The sequence below is a fragment of the Neoroseomonas lacus genome (assembly GCF_014644535.1).
In the GTDB taxonomy this organism is placed as follows: Bacteria; Pseudomonadota; Alphaproteobacteria; order Acetobacterales; family Acetobacteraceae; genus Neoroseomonas; species Neoroseomonas lacus.
The window spans coordinates 287,646-303,182 of the sequence record NZ_BMKW01000010.1; the positions used below are offsets into that span (position 1 = coordinate 287,646).

20 protein-coding genes and 1 other RNA gene are annotated in these 15,537 nt (G+C 70.0%); 8 read left to right on the plus strand and 13 right to left on the minus strand.

The annotated features are described in order from the left end of the window. Positions 1 to 114: 114 nt before the first annotated feature. The 7 genes from IEY36_RS20675 to IEY36_RS20705 all read right to left on the minus strand — a co-directional run bounded on the left by IEY36_RS20675 (position 115) and on the right by IEY36_RS20705 (position 5,170). Positions 115 to 906, minus strand: coding sequence for an SDR family oxidoreductase (locus IEY36_RS20675; RefSeq protein ID WP_188970298.1), 792 nt, complete (start codon positions 904 to 906; stop codon positions 115 to 117). Positions 907 to 927: 21 nt separating this feature from the next. Next, entirely contained in the window at positions 928 to 2,691 is a 1,764-nt protein-coding gene (locus IEY36_RS20680; RefSeq protein ID WP_188970300.1) for a solute carrier family 23 protein, read from the minus strand. Next, positions 2,688 to 3,509: a TIGR00282 family metallophosphoesterase gene (locus IEY36_RS20685; protein ID WP_188970302.1), complete on the minus strand. Its 822-nt coding sequence runs from the start codon at positions 3,507 to 3,509 to the stop codon at positions 2,688 to 2,690. Before IEY36_RS20685 ends, IEY36_RS20680 begins: the two co-directional genes overlap by 4 nt. Then, the gene (locus tag IEY36_RS20690; protein WP_188970304.1) at positions 3,506 to 4,105 is read right to left on the minus strand and encodes a 5-formyltetrahydrofolate cyclo-ligase; all 600 of its coding nucleotides are present in this window, start codon (positions 4,103 to 4,105) and stop codon (positions 3,506 to 3,508) included. The genes IEY36_RS20685 and IEY36_RS20690 overlap by 4 nt, the downstream gene beginning before the upstream one ends. Positions 4,106 to 4,450: 345 nt before the next feature. After that, positions 4,451 to 4,607: non-coding RNA, 6S RNA (gene ssrS, locus IEY36_RS20695), on the minus strand. Positions 4,608 to 4,616: 9 nt separating this feature from the next. Next, positions 4,617 to 4,961, minus strand: coding sequence for a cell division protein ZapA (locus tag IEY36_RS20700; protein WP_188970306.1), 345 nt, complete (start codon positions 4,959 to 4,961; stop codon positions 4,617 to 4,619). Beyond that, positions 4,961 to 5,170, minus strand: coding sequence for a hypothetical protein (locus IEY36_RS20705; RefSeq protein WP_188970308.1), 210 nt, complete (start codon positions 5,168 to 5,170; stop codon positions 4,961 to 4,963). The genes IEY36_RS20700 and IEY36_RS20705 overlap by 1 nt, the downstream gene beginning before the upstream one ends. Positions 5,171 to 5,290: 120 nt before the next feature. Between IEY36_RS20705 and IEY36_RS20710 the strand changes: the two genes are divergently transcribed. Together IEY36_RS20710 and IEY36_RS20715 are read left to right on the plus strand one after the other, a co-directional pair. Next, the gene (locus IEY36_RS20710; RefSeq protein ID WP_188970310.1) at positions 5,291 to 5,719 is read left to right on the plus strand and encodes a hypothetical protein; all 429 of its coding nucleotides are present in this window, start codon (positions 5,291 to 5,293) and stop codon (positions 5,717 to 5,719) included. Between the two features lie 60 nt (positions 5,720 to 5,779). Continuing rightward, positions 5,780 to 6,700 carry a class I fructose-bisphosphate aldolase gene (locus IEY36_RS20715; RefSeq protein WP_188970312.1) on the plus strand — a complete coding sequence of 307 codons (921 nt, stop codon included), beginning with the start codon at positions 5,780 to 5,782 and terminating at the stop codon, positions 6,698 to 6,700. A 65-nt stretch (positions 6,701 to 6,765) separates the two neighbouring features. Here the strand turns inward: IEY36_RS20715 and IEY36_RS20720 are convergent, their stop codons facing one another. Next, complete coding sequence (locus tag IEY36_RS20720) at positions 6,766 to 7,188, minus strand: VOC family protein (RefSeq protein ID WP_188970314.1); 423 nt, start codon at positions 7,186 to 7,188, stop codon at positions 6,766 to 6,768. On the opposite strand from IEY36_RS20720, the gene thiE reads away from it, so the two are divergent. From thiE to IEY36_RS20735, 3 genes are all read left to right on the plus strand, one after another. Further along, positions 7,176 to 7,838, plus strand: coding sequence for a thiamine phosphate synthase (thiE, locus tag IEY36_RS20725; RefSeq protein ID WP_188970316.1), 663 nt, complete (start codon positions 7,176 to 7,178; stop codon positions 7,836 to 7,838). The two genes, IEY36_RS20720 and thiE, sit on opposite strands and share 13 nt — an antisense overlap. A 128-nt stretch (positions 7,839 to 7,966) precedes the next feature. Further along, complete coding sequence (locus IEY36_RS20730; RefSeq protein ID WP_188970317.1) at positions 7,967 to 8,701, plus strand: FkbM family methyltransferase; 735 nt, start codon at positions 7,967 to 7,969, stop codon at positions 8,699 to 8,701. A 23-nt stretch (positions 8,702 to 8,724) separates the two neighbouring features. Beyond that, positions 8,725 to 9,570, plus strand: a complete 846-nt coding sequence (locus tag IEY36_RS20735) for a TauD/TfdA dioxygenase family protein (protein ID WP_188970318.1) — start codon at positions 8,725 to 8,727, stop codon at positions 9,568 to 9,570. Between the two features lie 113 nt (positions 9,571 to 9,683). Here the strand turns inward: IEY36_RS20735 and IEY36_RS20740 are convergent, their stop codons facing one another. The 3 genes from IEY36_RS20740 to epmA all read right to left on the minus strand — a co-directional run bounded on the left by IEY36_RS20740 (position 9,684) and on the right by epmA (position 11,765). Then, positions 9,684 to 10,019, minus strand: coding sequence for a c-type cytochrome (locus tag IEY36_RS20740; RefSeq protein WP_188970319.1), 336 nt, complete (start codon positions 10,017 to 10,019; stop codon positions 9,684 to 9,686). Then, complete coding sequence (locus IEY36_RS20745; RefSeq protein ID WP_188970320.1) at positions 10,007 to 10,627, minus strand: hypothetical protein; 621 nt, start codon at positions 10,625 to 10,627, stop codon at positions 10,007 to 10,009. The genes IEY36_RS20740 and IEY36_RS20745 overlap by 13 nt, the downstream gene beginning before the upstream one ends. A gap of 115 nt (positions 10,628 to 10,742) precedes the next feature. Continuing rightward, positions 10,743 to 11,765 carry an EF-P lysine aminoacylase EpmA gene (epmA, locus tag IEY36_RS20750; RefSeq protein ID WP_188970321.1) on the minus strand — a complete coding sequence of 341 codons (1,023 nt, stop codon included), beginning with the start codon at positions 11,763 to 11,765 and terminating at the stop codon, positions 10,743 to 10,745. Positions 11,766 to 11,801: 36 nt separating this feature from the next. Here epmA and IEY36_RS20755 point away from each other — a divergent pair, with 36 nt between their 5' ends. Next, on the plus strand, positions 11,802 to 12,788 hold the full coding sequence (locus tag IEY36_RS20755) for a lysine-2,3-aminomutase-like protein (protein ID WP_188970322.1): 987 nt from the start codon (positions 11,802 to 11,804) through the stop codon (positions 12,786 to 12,788). Here IEY36_RS20755 and IEY36_RS20760 read toward each other — a convergent pair. Together IEY36_RS20760 and IEY36_RS20765 are read right to left on the minus strand one after the other, a co-directional pair. Next, positions 12,785 to 13,669, minus strand: coding sequence for a DMT family transporter (locus IEY36_RS20760; protein WP_188970323.1), 885 nt, complete (start codon positions 13,667 to 13,669; stop codon positions 12,785 to 12,787). The two genes, IEY36_RS20755 and IEY36_RS20760, sit on opposite strands and share 4 nt — an antisense overlap. Before the next feature lie 168 nt (positions 13,670 to 13,837). Beyond that, positions 13,838 to 14,386: a transposase gene (locus IEY36_RS20765; RefSeq protein ID WP_188970324.1), complete on the minus strand. Its 549-nt coding sequence runs from the start codon at positions 14,384 to 14,386 to the stop codon at positions 13,838 to 13,840. Positions 14,387 to 14,561: 175 nt separating this feature from the next. Here IEY36_RS20765 and IEY36_RS20770 point away from each other — a divergent pair, with 175 nt between their 5' ends. After that, a complete protein-coding gene (locus IEY36_RS20770) occupies positions 14,562 to 14,834 on the plus strand; it encodes a type II toxin-antitoxin system Phd/YefM family antitoxin (RefSeq protein WP_188970325.1) in 273 nt (90 codons plus the stop codon). Continuing rightward, on the plus strand, positions 14,831 to 15,274 hold the full coding sequence (locus tag IEY36_RS20775; RefSeq protein ID WP_188970326.1) for a type II toxin-antitoxin system VapC family toxin: 444 nt from the start codon (positions 14,831 to 14,833) through the stop codon (positions 15,272 to 15,274). The genes IEY36_RS20770 and IEY36_RS20775 overlap by 4 nt, the downstream gene beginning before the upstream one ends. Positions 15,275 to 15,537 lie beyond the last annotated feature (263 nt).

The following is a 15,537-nucleotide window of genomic DNA, read 5'->3' on the forward strand; positions in this document are numbered from 1 at the left end:
GGAGAACCTCCCCCAAACCCCCACCCTTCTTCTGTCTATTGGCGCCGGCCGCCGCGGTCAGTCTCCAACAGATAGAAAAAGGAGGGGGATCGGGGGAGTTCTCTCCCCCGACCTTCACAGCAATCCGCGCGCAATCCCGCCATCGACATTGACGGTCTGCCCGGTGACATAGGCCGCGCGCGGGCTCGACAGCCACGCCACCACCACCGCGACCTCCTCGGCCGAGGCAAAGCGCCCGAGCGGAATTTCATGCGCGAATTCGGCGATGACCTCCTCGGCGGTGACGTTGCGCTCGGCGGCCATCTTCGCCGCGCGGTCGGTCCATAGCCTGGTCAGCGTCCGCCCGGGTGCGACGCAGTTCACGCGAATGCCCTCGGCGGCGTATTCGCCGGCCAGCGTCTTGGTCAGGCCGAGCAGTCCGGCCTTGTGGACGTTGGAGACGATCTGATTCGGGTAGGGCATGCGCGAGGCCGCCGCGCCCAACAGCACGATGGACGGTGCGGCGCCCTGGCGCAGCAACGGCAGTGCGGCGCGGACCACGCGCACGGCGGAAAGTACGTTGAAGCTGTAGTTGCCGAGCCAATCCTCATCGGTCAGCGCCTCGAAGCCGGAGCGGATCGACCCCCCCACCGCATCGACCAGTGCATCGAGCGCCCCCCAGTGCGACGCCGCCTCGGCGAGCAGGCGATCCGCCGAGCCGGGCTCGGTGATGTCAGCGGTGGCGGTGGCGGGCCGGCGGCCGGTCGCTGCACCGATACGGTCCGCCGCGGCGGCGATGCCGGCCGGATTACGAGAGGCGATCAACAGTTCCGCGCCTTCTTGCGCCAGCATCTTCGCAGTTGCGAATCCGATGCCCGCCGAGGCGCCGACCACCAGCACCCGCCGTCCTGCATAGCCGAGGTCCATGGCCTCGTTCCTCCCCTTGGTTCAGTCGTGGAACAGAATGCGCACTTCCTGGCCGGTGGCCGTGCGCCGCATGGTGTGGCGGGCCGCCTCGCGCAGCGCGAGCCAGACCGAGACTGCCTCCATCGCATCGCCGCCGGCCTCGATATCGGTGGCGCGCGGACGGCGGGTGGGTTCGGGGAGGGGCGCACCGGCGAAGGTGATGGTGAGTTCCACCGCCTCCTCGAGCTGCGTGGCGGCGACGGCCATGCTGGCGGTGCCCCGCCCGGCAAGGAGGTCACTCAGTTCGGTCAGCGCATGGTGCAGCTTGCGCACGGTGTCGGGCCGCAAGCCCCAGGCGCCGCCGATGGCGAAGGCGTGGTCCTGCAGCAGGTCGGCCGCGCTGGGGCCCAGCGGCACCTCGAAGCGCTGTTCCCGCCGCACCAGCGGTAGGGTCAGCAGGTTGGCGAAGAAGCTGACGAATGCGCCCATCGCCAGCGGGGCGGCCAGTGCCGGCATCGTCGCGGCGAAAAAACCGGGCGAGGCCAGCACCGCGAGGCCGGAGGTGAGGCCCATCCCGGCGACCACGGTGCGGCGAGTGTCGAGCGTGCGCATCACAATCATCTCGCAGCCCTGCGCCATCATGAAGCCGGCGACGTAGAGCAGCATCGCCGCCTGCACCGGCGCCGGCACCAGCACGAACAGCGCCACAGCCTTGGGGCAGAAGGCGAGCAGGAACAGGATGGCCGCGCCGGTCAGCACAATGGAGCGCGCGAAGGTGCGCGTCGCGATCGACAGGCCGACGCAGGACGACGACGCCGAATTGCCCATGCCGCCGGCAAGGCCGGTCAGGGTGATGGCGAGCCCATGCGCCAGCACGCCGCGACGGATCGGCCCCGGGTCGGGCCGCGTCCAGCCGCCATCGGTGGCACGCTGGAAGGCGACCGTGGTGCCCACCACCGATGCCAGCCCGGCGACCACGCAGAGCAGAAAGGGGGCGAGCAGCGCGCGGTCGAACCCGAAATCGGGCAGGGCCGGCGGCCTCGGCCGGGCGAACCATGGCGCCGCCGCGAGCAGGTCGTGCGCGCCTTCCGGCGTCATGCCGAGCGCCAGCGCCGCCGCCGTGCCGACGACCGCGCCGATCAGCACCGCGTAGGAGGCGAGCGGCCAGCGCAACACCGCCGCGACCACCATCACGATGAAACAGGCGGCCGTGACCACCACCTCGGCCACCGTGATGCCGGGGTCGGCCGCGTTGAAATGCAGGATGGCCATCACGCTCGGCAGCAGCGAGGCACCGACCAGGAAGACGACGGCGCCAGTCACCTCGGTGGGCAACAGCAGCGAAAGGCCGCGCAGCAGCGGTGCTACGAGCATCGTCGCGATGCCGGTCACCATGGTCAACGCGGCGGCCTGGGCCATGGTCGCCCCATAGGCGGCGGCGATCATCAGCGGCGCGAAGAGCACCGCAGAGGGCGTGCTCGGCACCGCATAACCCGACCCGACCGGGCCGCGCCGGAGCGCCTGCAGCACGGCATAGAATGCCAGGCCCATCAGCGAGAGGCAGAGATAGTTCGTCGCCGCCAGCGGCCCGGCACCGAAGGCCACGGCGACCATGCCGGGAAGCACGAAATAGATCGACTGCAGCGCGATCTGCTGGAAGGCTAGGGCCATCATGCGCGCCGGCCCGGCGCGGTCGTCCAGGCCGAGCAGCACATCGGGAACATGGGCCGGCACGCGGTCCCCGCGCCGTTCCATCAGGGCCGACAGGCGCGCGCCCAGGGATGACCCAGCGGCCTCGTCGCTCATGCCGCCGGCATCGCCGGGGAGAGCGAGCCGCCCAGGCGCAGCGGTGAGACGCGGCGCGCGAGACCGGTCGCGTCGTCGGTCTCGACGAAAATGCCGCAGAGGGTGGCCTCGGCTTCGGCGGGGGCGAGCTTCTCGGCCGGCACCTTGCGCCAGAAGCGCAGCGAGGCGCCGCCCTTCTGCATCCCGATCACGCTGTCATAGTCGCCGCACATGCCGGCGTCGGTCTGGAAGGCGGTGCCGCCGGGCAGGATGCGATGGTCGGCACTCGGCACATGGGTGTGGGTGCCGACGACGAGCGAGGCGCGGCCGTCGAAGGAATGCGCCATGGCCTGTTTCTCGCTGGTGGCCTCGGCATGGATGTCGACCACCACGGCCTGCACGCTGCCCTGGGCGCCGAGGGAGTGCTTCGCCAATTCGCCCTGCACGGCGCGGAACGGGTCGTCGAGCGGTTCCATGAACAGCCGGCCCATCACCTGCACCACCAGCGCCCGCCGTCCGCCGGGGACGGTGACGACGGCCGCCCCCTGCCCCGGCGTGCCGGGCGCGTAGTTCATCGGGCGGATCAGGCGGGATTCCTCGGCGATGAAGGGGATGATCTCCTTGCGGTCCCAGGCGTGGTTGCCGAGGGTCAGCACATCGGCGCCGGCAGCGAAGAGCGCGCGCGCCATGTCGGGCGCGAGGCCGAAGCCATGCGAGGCGTTCTCGGCATTGACCACCACCAGGTCGAGCGAAAGGTCGCGGCGCAGGCCGGGCAGCGCAGCGATGACCGCGTCGCGCCCCGACCGCCCGACGATGTCGCCGAGGAAGAGCAGCCTCACGGGGCTTCGCCGCAGATCACCACGCCATTCTCCGTCGCCACGCGCCCGAGCCGGAAGTCGGTCGGCCCTGCGGGGACACCGGGAGGGTCGTGCATCTCCTGGCCGGCATAGGCAACCCCGAGGGCGGTGGCCCGGGGAAGCGCGGCCAGCGTGCGGTCGTAATAGCCGCCGCCATAGCCGAGCCGCCGGCCGGCGCGGTCGAAGGCGAGCAGCGGGACCAGCAGCCAGTCGGGGGTGACGTCATGGCCGGTGGCGGGCTGGCGGGTGCCCATCGGGCCATGGGCCAGCGGGTCGCCGGGCGCCCAGCGGCGGAAGTGGAGCGGCTGGCCGCGCCGGGGCGTGACCGGCAGGCAGAGCGGCTGGCCGCGGGCGTGCAGGGCGCGCAGCAGCGGGCGGATGTCGATCTCGGGGCCCATCGGCCAGAAACCGGAGACGAGGGCGCCCGGCGGTGGGGGACAGTCGCGCAGGACGGCGGCGGCGAGCGCCTCGCCCTTGCCGGCGGGGTCGATGGCGGCGCGGCGCGCGAGGGCCGCTTTGCGCGCTTCGGCCTTCATCTCGGCCAACAGCACGTCGCAATAGGGGGCGTTGTCGCTCATGGGGTGCCGTCAGTCTGGAAAGCGGGCCGGGTCGTCAAGCTAGGGCCGCGACGCCATCGTGCGATAGGCCGAGCGTGACGGCAGCCGAAACCGCCGCTGAGGACGCGGGACGGAGGCGTCGGACTCGGGCCGCGAGCAGAGGGCACGATCGGTTGATGGCGCCGGAACGGCCTTGCCTGCGCAGAGGCAAGAGGCCCGGACAGGTCGCGCCCGCCACCTGGGGGATCGAGAACCCCTTCGTGAGCGCCCAACCCGCCCGGCGCCCCGGGACCGCCAGCGCAGGGCGCGACGGCAGGCGGCCCGGATGGGCCGTGCCCGCCGTCTGAGGGATCAAGAAAGAAGAAGTGCGGAGCCACCATAGGCCGCTGGCGTCTCACCCTCCCAAGGCCTGCTTTCGCAGGTGGGCACCAGATACCTGGACCAAGATCCAGACAGCGCCAGTTCCCGGAGGATGTGCATTGGCCCCGGGGATGATTTGCCTGGGCGCACCGGGCAGCCCCGCCCACTGAACCTAGGCGCGCTCCAGGGCCGCCGCAATGGTCTCGATCGCTTCGGCGACACCATTGAGGCGTTCGACCAGTTCCGGATCAGGTGCGGCCGGGGCCGGCGCGGGGGCGGCGACGGCGCCGCCGGCCTTCAACGCGGCGATCTCGGCCTGCAGGTCGGCGGTCTCGTCGGCCAGTTGCAGGGCGGCGAGCAGCAGCATCCGAGTCTCGCCGAACTGCATGCCCATCGCCTTGAGCGTGCCGATGCGGCGGTCGACCTCGGCCGCCATGTTGGTGAGGTGGCGTTCCTGGCCGTCCTGGCAGGCCACCGGGTGGGAATAGCCGCCGACGCGGACCGTGACCTGAGCCATCAGGCCTCCTCACCCAGGACGCTGCGCAGCCGCGCGATGGTTTCATCGAGGCGGGCGGCAAGCGCCGCCACTGCCGCCGGGTCGACACCCGGGGCCTCATCCTCGGTCCGAGTGGTCGCGGGCCGGGCGCTGGCCGCACGGGTCAGCCGCTCAACCGCCGCTTCCAGCCTGAGGGTGACTTCGGCCACCGGGTCCACCGCCTCGCTCATCCGCCCCCTGGGAGTTTCGCCGCTTGCTTCCCTGCGAAGGCCCGCAGGGATAGGAGAAAGCCTTGGCAGAGAGGGGCCTCGGGGTCAACGGTGACAGCGTGTGGCAGCATGCCGGCGGTGGTGGTTCATGCATTGGGCCAGGCGGAAGCGGCACTCGCCGCGGCCGGGCCGCGTGGCGTGCTGCTGCTGTCCGCACCAGGCGCGGGGGGGTTTGCCGGGGCGGGCTGGTTCCTCGCCCTGGTGGCGGAGGCGCGGCGGCGGCACCCGGCGGCGGCCTGCGTGGCGGGGCTCGATTGCGCCGATGCGCCGGGCAGTGCGCTGGCGGCGCTGCGGGCGGGGGTTCGCGTCATTGTGTTGGACGGCGGCTGCCCGGCCTTCGGCGCCGTGGCCGCCGCGGCGGCCGAGCTGGGCGCGCAGGTGTTGCCCGCCCGGCCGCCGGCCCTCGACCTCGGGCGGGTCGATCCGGCGCGGCGCGACACGCAGGGGCGGCTCGCCGCCTGGCTCGCCATGGAAGTGCCACAGGGTTCGCCGACACCGCCGGCATCGTGACAGGCCCGTAAGGCTGCGCTATCGCGCCCTGGACAGGCCGGACTGAAGGAAGGACGCCAGATGAAGCTCACCCGTCGCGTGAAGGAAATCCTCTCCTGGTATGAGAGCGACAATCCCGGGACCAAGGCGAACCTTGCCCGCATCCTGATGGAAGGGAAGCTCGGCGGCACCGGCCGCATGGTGATCCTGCCGGTCGACCAGGGCTTCGAGCACGGCCCGGCGCGGTCCTTCGCGCCGAACCCGGCCGCCTATGACCCGCACTACCATTTCGAACTGGCGATCGAGGCGGGGCTGAACGCCTATGCCGCGCCGCTGGGCATGATCGAGGCGGGCGCGGCGACCTTCGCCGGCGCCATCCCGACCATCCTGAAGGTGAATTCCTCCAACAGCCTGTCCACCACGAAGGACCAGGCGGTGACCGGGTCGGTGGCGGATGCGCTGCGGCTGGGCTGCTCGGCGATCGGCTTCACCATCTACCCGTCGTCCGAATACCAGTTCGAGATGATGGAAGAGCTGCGCGAACTCGCCGAGGAGGCGAAGTCGGCCGGCCTCGCCGTCGTCGTGTGGTCGTATCCGCGCGGGCCGATGCTGGACAAGACTGGCGAGACGGCCTTCGACATCTGCGCCTATGCGGCACACATGGCGGCGCTGCTCGGCGCGCACATCATCAAGGTGAAGCCGCCGATGGAGCCCGTCTCGCTCGACGCGGCGAAGAAGGTCTATGCCGATCGGAAGATCGACGGGTCCAACCTGACGGCGCGCATCAGGCATGTGGTGCAGTCCTGCTTCAACGGCCGGCGCCTGGTGGTGTTCTCGGGCGGCGAAGCAAAGGGCGCGGAAGCGCTGCTCGACGAGGCGCGGGCGATCCATGCCGGCGGCGGCAACGGCTCGATCGTCGGCCGCAACGCCTTCCAGCGGCCGAAGGACGAGGCGCTGAAGCTGCTCGCCTCGATGATCGAGGTCTACAAGACGAAGGTCTGATGCAGGCCGCGCGGCGGGCGCCCTTATGGCGCCCGTCGCATCCTGCATCCGCGGTGCTCCCCGGCTCAGGCCGGGTCGGCCCAGGGATCATAGGTCCCGAAATCCCACAGATATCCGCCGGGGTCGCGCGCGACGTATTCGCGCGAGCCATAGTCGCGGTCGAGCGGGCCTTCCAGAATGTCGGCGCCGGCCGCCCGCGCCCGGGCGCAATGCGCGTCGGCATCCTTCACGACCACATAGAGGCAATCCGTCACGCCGCCGGCCTGCTTGGGCAGCCGCATGTCGAAGAAGGCGCGGTCGCCGCCCAGCATCACCATGCCGCGCGCCTCACCCTCGCCGGTGACGAGTTCGGCGTGGATGATGCCGCCGCCGTCGGGCGATGGCACCACCAGCTTCTCGACGAAGCCGAAGGCCTCGGTCAGAAAGCGGATCGCGGCGCCGGGGTCGGCGTAGCGCAGGCAAGGAATGACGGACGATGAACGCGGCACGGGACACCTCCTCCTCGAATGGCTGCCGCTTGTACCTGATCACGCCGCCGCGGATCGAACTCGCCGCGTTTCGTGATCAGCTGGCCACCGCCCTCGATGCCGGCGACGTCGCCTGCCTGCAGCTGCGGTTGAAGGATGCGTCGCCCGACGAGATCAAGCGCGCGGTCGAGGCGCTGATGCCGGTCGCGCAGGCGCGCGATGTCGCCTTCATCCTGAACGACGACGCGGCGCTGGCGATGGCGCTGGGCTGCGACGGCGCGCATCTCGGCCAGACCGATGGCGACCATGAAGGCGCGCGAAAGCTGCTCAAGGACCGGATCCTCGGCATCACCTGCCATGCGTCGCGGCATCTCGCGATGGAAGCGGGCGAGCTGGGGGCGGATTACGTCGCCTTCGGCGCCTTCTTCCCAACCGGGACGAAGGAGACGCTGCACACCGCCGGCACCGATCTGCTGGAATGGTGGTCGGAGATGATGGAGGTGCCGTCGGTCGCGATCGGTGGCATCACAGCCGAAAATTGCGCGCCGCTGGTGCGGGCGGGGGCGGATTTCCTCGCCGTGGTGGGGGCGGTGTGGAACCACCCGGATGGCGCGGCGGCGGGGGTGCGGGCGATGAATGCGGCGATCGCGGCGGCCAGCCTGCCGGGCTGACCGGTGCCACGAGGTCGAAACCGAGGGGCGCGAGACATGGATGAGGCGCGCCGTGGTCGTCGAGCCTCCGGCTGGCGGTGCCCAGCGATGCGTGATGACATGGCGCCGCAGGCCTGCCGAGGGATGGCATGAACGAAACCGACTTCCACGCCCGCCTGCATCGCCCCGGCACGCTGATCGATGTTGGCGCGCATGATGGGTTGATCACCATTCCGCTCGCCCGCCTGCCGGGCTCGCGCGTGATGGCCTTCGAGCCCCTGCCGCCGGCCTTCGCGCGATTGCAGGTGGCGCTGCGCGCGGCGTTCGGCGGCATGCCGGCGCATGTGGAATGCCACGCCGCCGCGCTTGGCGACCATGCCGGGGAGATCACCCTGGCGATGCCGGTGCTTGATGGCATCGCGCAGGAACAATGGGCAAGCACCGCCAAGGATTACGCCGCGCACCGCTCGGCGCGGGTCGGCGTCGAGACCTTTGCCGTGAAGCTGATGCGGCTGGATGATTTCGGCCTGACCGATGTCACTGGCATTAAGATCGATGCCGAGGGGGCGGAGTATGAGATCCTGCGCGGGGCGCGCGAGACGCTGCTGCGCTGCCGGCCAGTGCTGACTCTGGAAGTCGAGGAACGCCATCGCGAGGGCAGCACCTGGGCGGTGCCGGCGTTCCTCGATGCCCTCGGCTATGACGTGGTGTTCGAGTTGCGCGGTGAGTGGTTGCCGATGGCGGCGCTCGACCGGCCGACCATGCAGCGTGCCTCGCCCGACCCGTCGGTGTTCGAAGCCTCGGACCCCTACGTCTTCGTCTTCTACGCACTGCCGCGCGAGCAGGCGGCGGGGATGCTGGCGCGACTTCAGGCGGCGGCGTAGCCTTCCGACAAACGGAGGAACGCATGTCCATTACCGCACAGCGGCTGACCGTCATCCGCGCTTCCGGCGTCGTGGGGGCGGAGGTTTCGGGGCTCGATTTCGCTACCCCGCCGGATGACCGCACCATCGCCGAGTTGCGCGCGATCTGGCTGGAGCATGGCGTGCTGTTCCTGCGCGACGCGGTGCTGCCGCCGCGTGACTTCCTCGCCTTCGCCGCGCGGTTTGGCACGCCGGTGGAATACCCCTTCGTGCGCGGGCTGGATGGCTTTCCGCAGATCACGCCGGTGATCAAGGAACCGGAGGAGCGCATCAATTTCGGCGGCGTCTGGCATTCGGACACCGCCTATCTCGAATGCCCGCCGATGGCGACGATGCTGATCGCGCGCGAGGTGCCTCCCTCGGGTGGCGACACGCTGTTCGCCGATTGCCGCGCGGCCTTCGAGGCGCTGTCGCCCGGGCTGCGCGCGACGCTCGACGGGCTGCGGGCAATCAATTCCTCGAAGAAGGCGGATGCATCGAAGACGCGCGAGGACCGCCAAAAGGAACGCGGCGCGGTGACCAATGCCGAGGTGCTGGAAGCCACCCATCCGGTGGTGCGCACCCATCCGGAGACGGGGCGGAAGTCGCTGTACGTGAACCTCGGCCACACCACGCGCTTCGATGGCTGGACCGAGGCGGAATCGAAGCCGCTGCTCGACTTCCTGTTCGCCCACATCACGCGTCCGGAATTCAGCTGCCGGTTCCGCTGGGCGCCGGGGTCGATCGCGCTGTGGGACAACCGGGCGGTGCAGCATTACCCGGTGAACGACTATCACGGCCATCGGCGCGAGATGCACCGCATCACCCTGCTGGGCGACGTGCCGGTCTGACGCCGGCGGCTAGAGTGTGATTGGTACACCTTCGTTCACCAATCGCACTCTAACCACTCGTTTGATCGCCTGATTCAAACCTTCGGTGCGTTCGCACCTGCGGTCATCGCGCTCTATTGTTCCAGGCTGCGGAGGTAGGCGACCACGGCGGCCACCTGGGTTTCGTCGAAGGCCACCACCGGCATGTCGGGGTGGCCGGTGACGATGCCCTCGGCGAGCGCTTCGGTGAGCTGGTCGACGGGGTAGCGCTTGTGCAGGTCCCGGAAGGCAGGCGCGCCGGGGCGCGGGCTGGCGCCGGTCGGCCCGATCGCGTGGCAAGCGGCGCAACGCGTCTCGAGCAGGTGCCGCCCCTCGGCGATGGATTGCGCCGTGGCCTGGTCCGGTGCCGGCGCGCAGGCCAGGACGGCCAGCAGGGCCAGGAATGCGGCGCGCGCGCTCAACCGCCGCATGTCGAGATCGCCGCGGTGCCGAAGCCGCGCAGTTCCGAGGTGACATTCAGCGTCAGCTCGGCATTGCCGAGCACCACCTTGTGCTGCTGCGGCAGGCCGGTCAGCGTCACCGGGTCCTGGCCGGCCACGGTGATCACCACGCTGGCGGCGCGGGCCAGGTCGTCGGTCTGGTTCGGCGCGCTCATCACCACACGGACCAGCCCGTCGAGCAGGTCGATGCCGGCATTGTCCGGCACGCGCGGGCCATAGGCGACGGCGAAGCGGCGCGTGGCCGCCCGGCCGGTGCATTGCTGGACCGGGCCGGCATCGCGCAGCAGCTGGGCGACGCGTTCGCGCGGTACGCCGGCGGCGATGCGCGCCTGGGCGAGGGCGAACAGCGCGGCGGCGTCGCCTGTCGGGACGTCGCGCTCGTAGCGACGCTGCAGGGCGGCCATGTCGGCGCGTGCCTGGCGCAACTCGCCGTCGAGCTGGGTGTTGCGGGCATAGGTCGCGCGCATGTCGGTGCCCTGCGTTTCGAGCCGCTGCTCCAGCACGGTGACCTCGGCGCGCGCGAGGTCGAGCCCGCTCTGATAGGCGTAGAAGCCCAGGCCCACGAAAATCGCGAGCATGACCGTCCATTTCGCCACGCGAAAGACGATTTGCCCCGTGCGGCGCCGGCGTTCCCGGCTGCGTCTTGATCCGATCGACATGCGTAGCCTTTAGACGCGAGGCGGCCGCGCGGGGTCAAGTGACCGGAAGCCACAACACGTCCTCGATCCGCGGGGCGCCCGAGGCGAGCATCGCCAGACGGTCGAATCCGAGCGCGATTCCGGCCGTCGGCGGCAGGCCGTGTTCGAGGGCCGCCATGAAATCATCATCGACATCCCAGCCATGCATCCCGGTGGTGCGGCGGCGTTCGGCATTGGCCTCCTCGAAGCGGGCGCGCTGTTCGGCGGGGTCGGTCAGCTCGTCGAAGGCATTGGCCAATTCGATGCCGGCGGCGAACAGTTCGAATCGCAACGCGGCGCGCGGGTCGGCGGGGTCGCGCCGTGCCAGGGCGGCCTGGGGAGCGGGCCAATGGGTCAGGAAGGTGGCGCGGTCGCGGCCGATCGCCGGTTCCACTCGCTCCAGAAGCAGGCGGAAGAACAGGTCTTCCCAGGATTCGTCGGGGCGCGGCGGCAGGCCGGCATGGGCGGCGGCGGCGTGCAGGCGGGCGGTATCGCCCTCCGTCGCCAGCAGGTCCAGGCCGTTGCAGTGGCGGGCGAAGGCGTCCTGCATGGTCAGGCGTTCAAAGGGCTGCGTGAGGTCGGTGCGGATGCCGCCATGTTCCACCACGGGGGGGCAGACGGCGCGGAGATAGGCCTCGGCTTCGTCCATCAGGCCGGCGAAGGTCAGGCCCGGGCGGTACCATTCCAGCATGGTGAATTCGGGGGCGTGGCGGGCGGAAAGCTCGCCATTGCGCCAGACCCGGGCCAGTTCGAAGACCGGGCCCGCACCACCGGCCAGCAGCTTCTTGATCGCCAGTTCGGGCGAGGTGCGCAGCCAGAGCGGGCGCCCCTGCCCTGCCCCCAGATGCGCCTCGAAGCGGGTTTCAAAGGCGCGGATATGGACTTCGGCGCCGGGTGCTGCGACCAGGCAGGGGGTTTCGACCTCCCGGTAGCCGCGGGCGGTGAAGAAGGCGCGCGTCGCGGCGGTGAGGGCGGCGCGGCGGTCGAGAAACGGCAGTCGGGCGGCCAGACGTTCGGGATGCCAGAGAGGTTTCGCCATTGTATGCGGACGGGCCTTCGGGTACGGCGCCCGACCATGCCGGACGGTGACATCACACGCCAGGGACGGACCCTTCGCAGCCCGCGCGACTTGCGCGAGGCCGGGCTGCTGCGCGCTGAGGCCGAGGCGGGTGCCGTGCTGGTGGCGGAACGCTTCGCCATTTCCGTCACCGGCCATGTCGCCGGGCTGATCGACCGTGCCGACCCGGCCGACCCGGTGGCGCGGCAATACATTCCCGACGCGGCGGAATTGGTCACCGCGCCGCATGAGGTGGATGACCCCACGGCCGATGCGCCCTTCACGCCGGTCAAGGGCGTGGTGCATCGCTATCCGGACCGGGCGCTGCTGAAGCCGTTGCTGGCCTGCCCGATCTATTGCCGCTTCTGCTTCCGGCGCGAGGTGGTCGGGCCGGATGGCGGGGTGTTGAGCGAGGCGGAGCTTGAGGCGGCGATGGCCTGGTTCGAGGCGACGCCAGCGATCCGCGAGGTGATCCTGACCGGGGGCGACCCGCTGATGCTGAGCCCGCGGCGGCTCGGGGCGATCCTGGCCCGGCTGGCGGCCATGCCGCATATCGAGACGCTGCGTATCCATACGCGGGTGCCGGTGGCCGACCCGGGGCGCGTCGACGGGGCGCTGCTCGGCGCGCTCGAGGTGGGCAAGCCGGTGTTTGTCGCCGTGCACGCCAATCACGCGCGGGAGTTTGCACCCGCCGCGATCGCGGCGCTGGAGCGGCTGGCACGCGCGGGGGTGCCGCTGCTCGGGCAATCCGTGCTGCTTCGCGGGGTGAATGACAGCGCCGAGGCGCTGGAAGAGCTGTTCCGCGCCATGCTGCGGGCGCGGGTGACGCCGTATTACCTGCATGCGCTGGACCCCGCGCCGGGGACCGCGCGCTTCGCGGTGCCGGACAGCGAGGGGCTGGCGCTGCTGCAATCGTTGCGCGGGCGGGTACCAGGCCACGCGATCCCCTGCTTCGTGCGGGAACTGCCCCAGGGCGGTGGGAAACGGCCAGTGACGGCATCCTAACGCGCGCCCTTGCGCGTCTGCGTCCAGCCGATGAACAACCCGCTGCCCACGATCACCGCGGCGCCCAGCCAGGTGAACAGGTCCGGCACCTCCCCGAACAGCACGAAGCCCACGCCCACCGAGGCCAACAGTTGGAAGTACTGGAACGGCGAGAGGATATTCGCCGGGCCGAAGCCGAAGGCGATGGCAATGCAGTAATGCCCCAGCGCACCCAGCACGCCCAGCGCACAGAACAGGGCAAGGTCCGCCAGCGTCGCCGGCGTGATCCACACGAAGGGCATCACCAGCAGCATCCCGAACGCACCCACCACGGATGAATACAGGGCCGAGGTCTCGGGGCTCTCCTGCCCCGCCACGCGCCGGGTGAGGATCTGGTACAGTGCGTAGCAGGCGGCACTGACCACGACCCCGATCGACGCCCAGTGGAACACCGCCGTCCCGGGCCGGATCACCAGCAGCACCCCCGCAAAGCCGGCCAGCAAGGCCAGCACGCGCGCCAGCGTCGTGCGTTCACCCAGCATCGGGCCGGCCAGCATCGTCACGATGAGCGGCGCCGTCTGGCTGATCGAGACCTGCTTGGCCAGCGGGATGAAGGTCAAGGCCAGGAAACTCAGCAGGTTCGACCCGAACAGCAGGGCCGAGCGCGTGAGCTGCAACACCGGCCGCCGCGTGCGCAGCACCGCCAGGCCGTATCGCGGCAGGAAGGCCGCCAGCAGAAAGACGATATGCCCGAAGGCCCGCGCCCAGGAGATCTGGAAGGAGGAGTAATGCGCGCCCAGCGACTTCGCCGCCGCCAGCATGAAGGAAAAGCACGCCCCCGCCATGCAGACGAACAGAATGCCAAGCAGGATTCGCTGCGGCGGCGGCTGCGAGTGTGACACGCGGGGCGGGTGGTCCGTTCGGGTGAAAGGGCACGTTGCGCTGCGAGGGGGGATGTGTCCATGCGGGCACGGGGTTGACGGTCGGGGGCTTTGCCCCCGAACCCCCACCAAAGGCCTAAGGGCCCTTGGAACCCTCCTTTTGGCGCTGAGCGGCATCGGCGGAGCGCCCTATTTCAGGCGCCAGCGGCGGCGGTTGCCGCCAGCCGAGCGCATCAGCGCCGCCAGGGTGGAGAAGGTGCCGGGGGGCTGAGTTAAAGCGGATTTTAGGCTTTTAGCCACCAGCAAGTGGGTGATTTTGGACAAAGCCGGGTCGGGCAGCCAGCGGGGTTCGGCCGGCAAGGCGGCGCGCAGGCCGCTGTTCTTGGCCTGCATCAGGGATTTCAGGCCGACCACACGGGAAATGCGGCGCCAGGCACGGCAGAGGCGCCAGGCGAGGGCGTTAAGAATTTCGTCCTCTGGTTTGCGAGCGGCGACGAGGGCAAGGAGGTGGTCCATCTGGCCGGAGCGCGCCCAGCGGCGGAGCTGGCGGGAGGCGGTGTCGGGACGGCCGTATTCCTCGGGCAGGTCCTTCCAGGGCGCGGTAGAGCAGGCGATCCAGAAGGTGGCGTCGAGGGTTCGGCGGAGATTGGCCGGCGGGCGGCCGGTGCGGGCGAGGAGGTGGGGGAGGAGGAAGGCGTATTCGGGGTCGGTCAGGGGGCGGAAGGGGTGGGGGCGCATGGGGTGGGTTTGTATAGGAATTTTATCTGGTTTTCAAGGGAAGAGCGGGGGCGTCGCCCCCGGACCCCCGCCGGGGTAACCGTGTTACCCCGGACCCCGCCGTGTGTTTGGGCGTGAATGAGGGTCGGGCGTGTGCTATATGGTCAGGAGAGAGGACCAGTCAGGAGATATGGTCATGGATGAGACGCATACGGTCAACGCGACGGAGTTCAAGGCGAAGTGCCTGGACATGCTCGACCGCGTCGGGACCGGGGAATGGGAGAGCGTGGCCATCACCAAGCGCGGGAAGGTCGTCGCGGTGCTGGTGCCGCCGCCCCCTGCCCTGCCGGGCGCGGCGGGGTTGCACGGGTTTCTGCGCGGGTCGGTGGCGGTGAACGAGAGCGTGGATTTGACGGCGCCGGTGAGTGAGGACGGGTTCCTCGCCGAGGATGGGGTGTTGCACGGGTGAGCGGCTCGAGCCTGCCCGAGGCGGTGCTGTTGGATACCTGCGCGGTGATCTGGTTGGCGAATGGGGACCCGATGGCGCCGGAGGCGCTGGCGGCGATTGACCATGCGGCGCGGCATGGCGGGGTGTTCGTGTCGCCGGTTTCAGCCTGGGAGGTGGGGATGTTGAGCCGGCCGAAGCCGGGGCGGGCGGCGGCGGTGACGTTCCTGCCGGATGTACAAACGTGGTTTGCGCGGGTGATGGCGGCGCCGGGGGTGAAGGAGGCGAAGCTGACGGCACGGATTGGGATTGGGGCGAGTTATTTGCCGGGGGAGTTTCATGGGGACCCGGGGGATCGGTTGATTGTGGCGACTGCGCGGGAATTGGGGGTGCCGGTGGTGACGCGGGATGAAAAAGTTCTCACTCACGCCCGAGCCGACCTGAGCCGCGCCATAGCCTGCTAAGTTTTCGATATTCGGTTACAGCTCGGACGACTAGAATTCCGAAATGTCTGATCGGAATAGGCTGGAGGGCGTATGGCTGGCCGCATGGAGCCACATCTTTGGCGCGCTCTCTCCCAACGCCCATGAGAGATTTAGCTGGTCTGATGATCTTCGATTTAGGACAGGCATTTCTATTCTCGCTAAGAGCCCATCCGGAAAGAAGTTGAGTCGATTGAATCGGCTGTGATTCGCTGTGTCCGTGGACGATTCGCGGGGGCAGACGG

What these genes read in the sequence shown, in the direction of transcription:
- IEY36_RS20675 (WP_188970298.1), bottom strand. Translation starts at nt 906, where the DNA reads ATGGACCTCGGCTATGCAGGACGGCGGGTGCTGGTGGTCGGCGCCTCG.
- IEY36_RS20755 (WP_188970322.1), top strand. Translation starts at nt 11,802, where the DNA reads ATGCCGGACGGTGACATCACACGCCAGGGACGGACCCTTCGCAGCCCG.
- IEY36_RS20690 (WP_188970304.1), bottom strand. Translation starts at nt 4,105, where the DNA reads ATGAGCGACAACGCCCCCTATTGCGACGTGCTGTTGGCCGAGATGAAG.
- IEY36_RS20730 (WP_188970317.1), top strand. Translation starts at nt 7,967, where the DNA reads ATGAACGAAACCGACTTCCACGCCCGCCTGCATCGCCCCGGCACGCTG.
- thiE (WP_188970316.1), top strand. Translation starts at nt 7,176, where the DNA reads ATGAACGCGGCACGGGACACCTCCTCCTCGAATGGCTGCCGCTTGTAC.
- IEY36_RS20705 (WP_188970308.1), bottom strand. Translation starts at nt 5,170, where the DNA reads ATGAGCGAGGCGGTGGACCCGGTGGCCGAAGTCACCCTCAGGCTGGAA.
- epmA (WP_188970321.1), bottom strand. Translation starts at nt 11,765, where the DNA reads ATGGCGAAACCTCTCTGGCATCCCGAACGTCTGGCCGCCCGACTGCCG.
- IEY36_RS20740 (WP_188970319.1), bottom strand. Translation starts at nt 10,019, where the DNA reads ATGCGGCGGTTGAGCGCGCGCGCCGCATTCCTGGCCCTGCTGGCCGTC.
- IEY36_RS20745 (WP_188970320.1), bottom strand. Translation starts at nt 10,627, where the DNA reads ATGCTCGCGATTTTCGTGGGCCTGGGCTTCTACGCCTATCAGAGCGGG.
- IEY36_RS20715 (WP_188970312.1), top strand. Translation starts at nt 5,780, where the DNA reads ATGAAGCTCACCCGTCGCGTGAAGGAAATCCTCTCCTGGTATGAGAGC.
- IEY36_RS20735 (WP_188970318.1), top strand. Translation starts at nt 8,725, where the DNA reads ATGTCCATTACCGCACAGCGGCTGACCGTCATCCGCGCTTCCGGCGTC.
- IEY36_RS20765 (WP_188970324.1), bottom strand. Translation starts at nt 14,386, where the DNA reads ATGCGCCCCCACCCCTTCCGCCCCCTGACCGACCCCGAATACGCCTTC.
- IEY36_RS20680 (WP_188970300.1), bottom strand. Translation starts at nt 2,691, where the DNA reads ATGAGCGACGAGGCCGCTGGGTCATCCCTGGGCGCGCGCCTGTCGGCC.
- IEY36_RS20770 (WP_188970325.1), top strand. Translation starts at nt 14,562, where the DNA reads ATGGATGAGACGCATACGGTCAACGCGACGGAGTTCAAGGCGAAGTGC.
- IEY36_RS20700 (WP_188970306.1), bottom strand. Translation starts at nt 4,961, where the DNA reads ATGGCTCAGGTCACGGTCCGCGTCGGCGGCTATTCCCACCCGGTGGCC.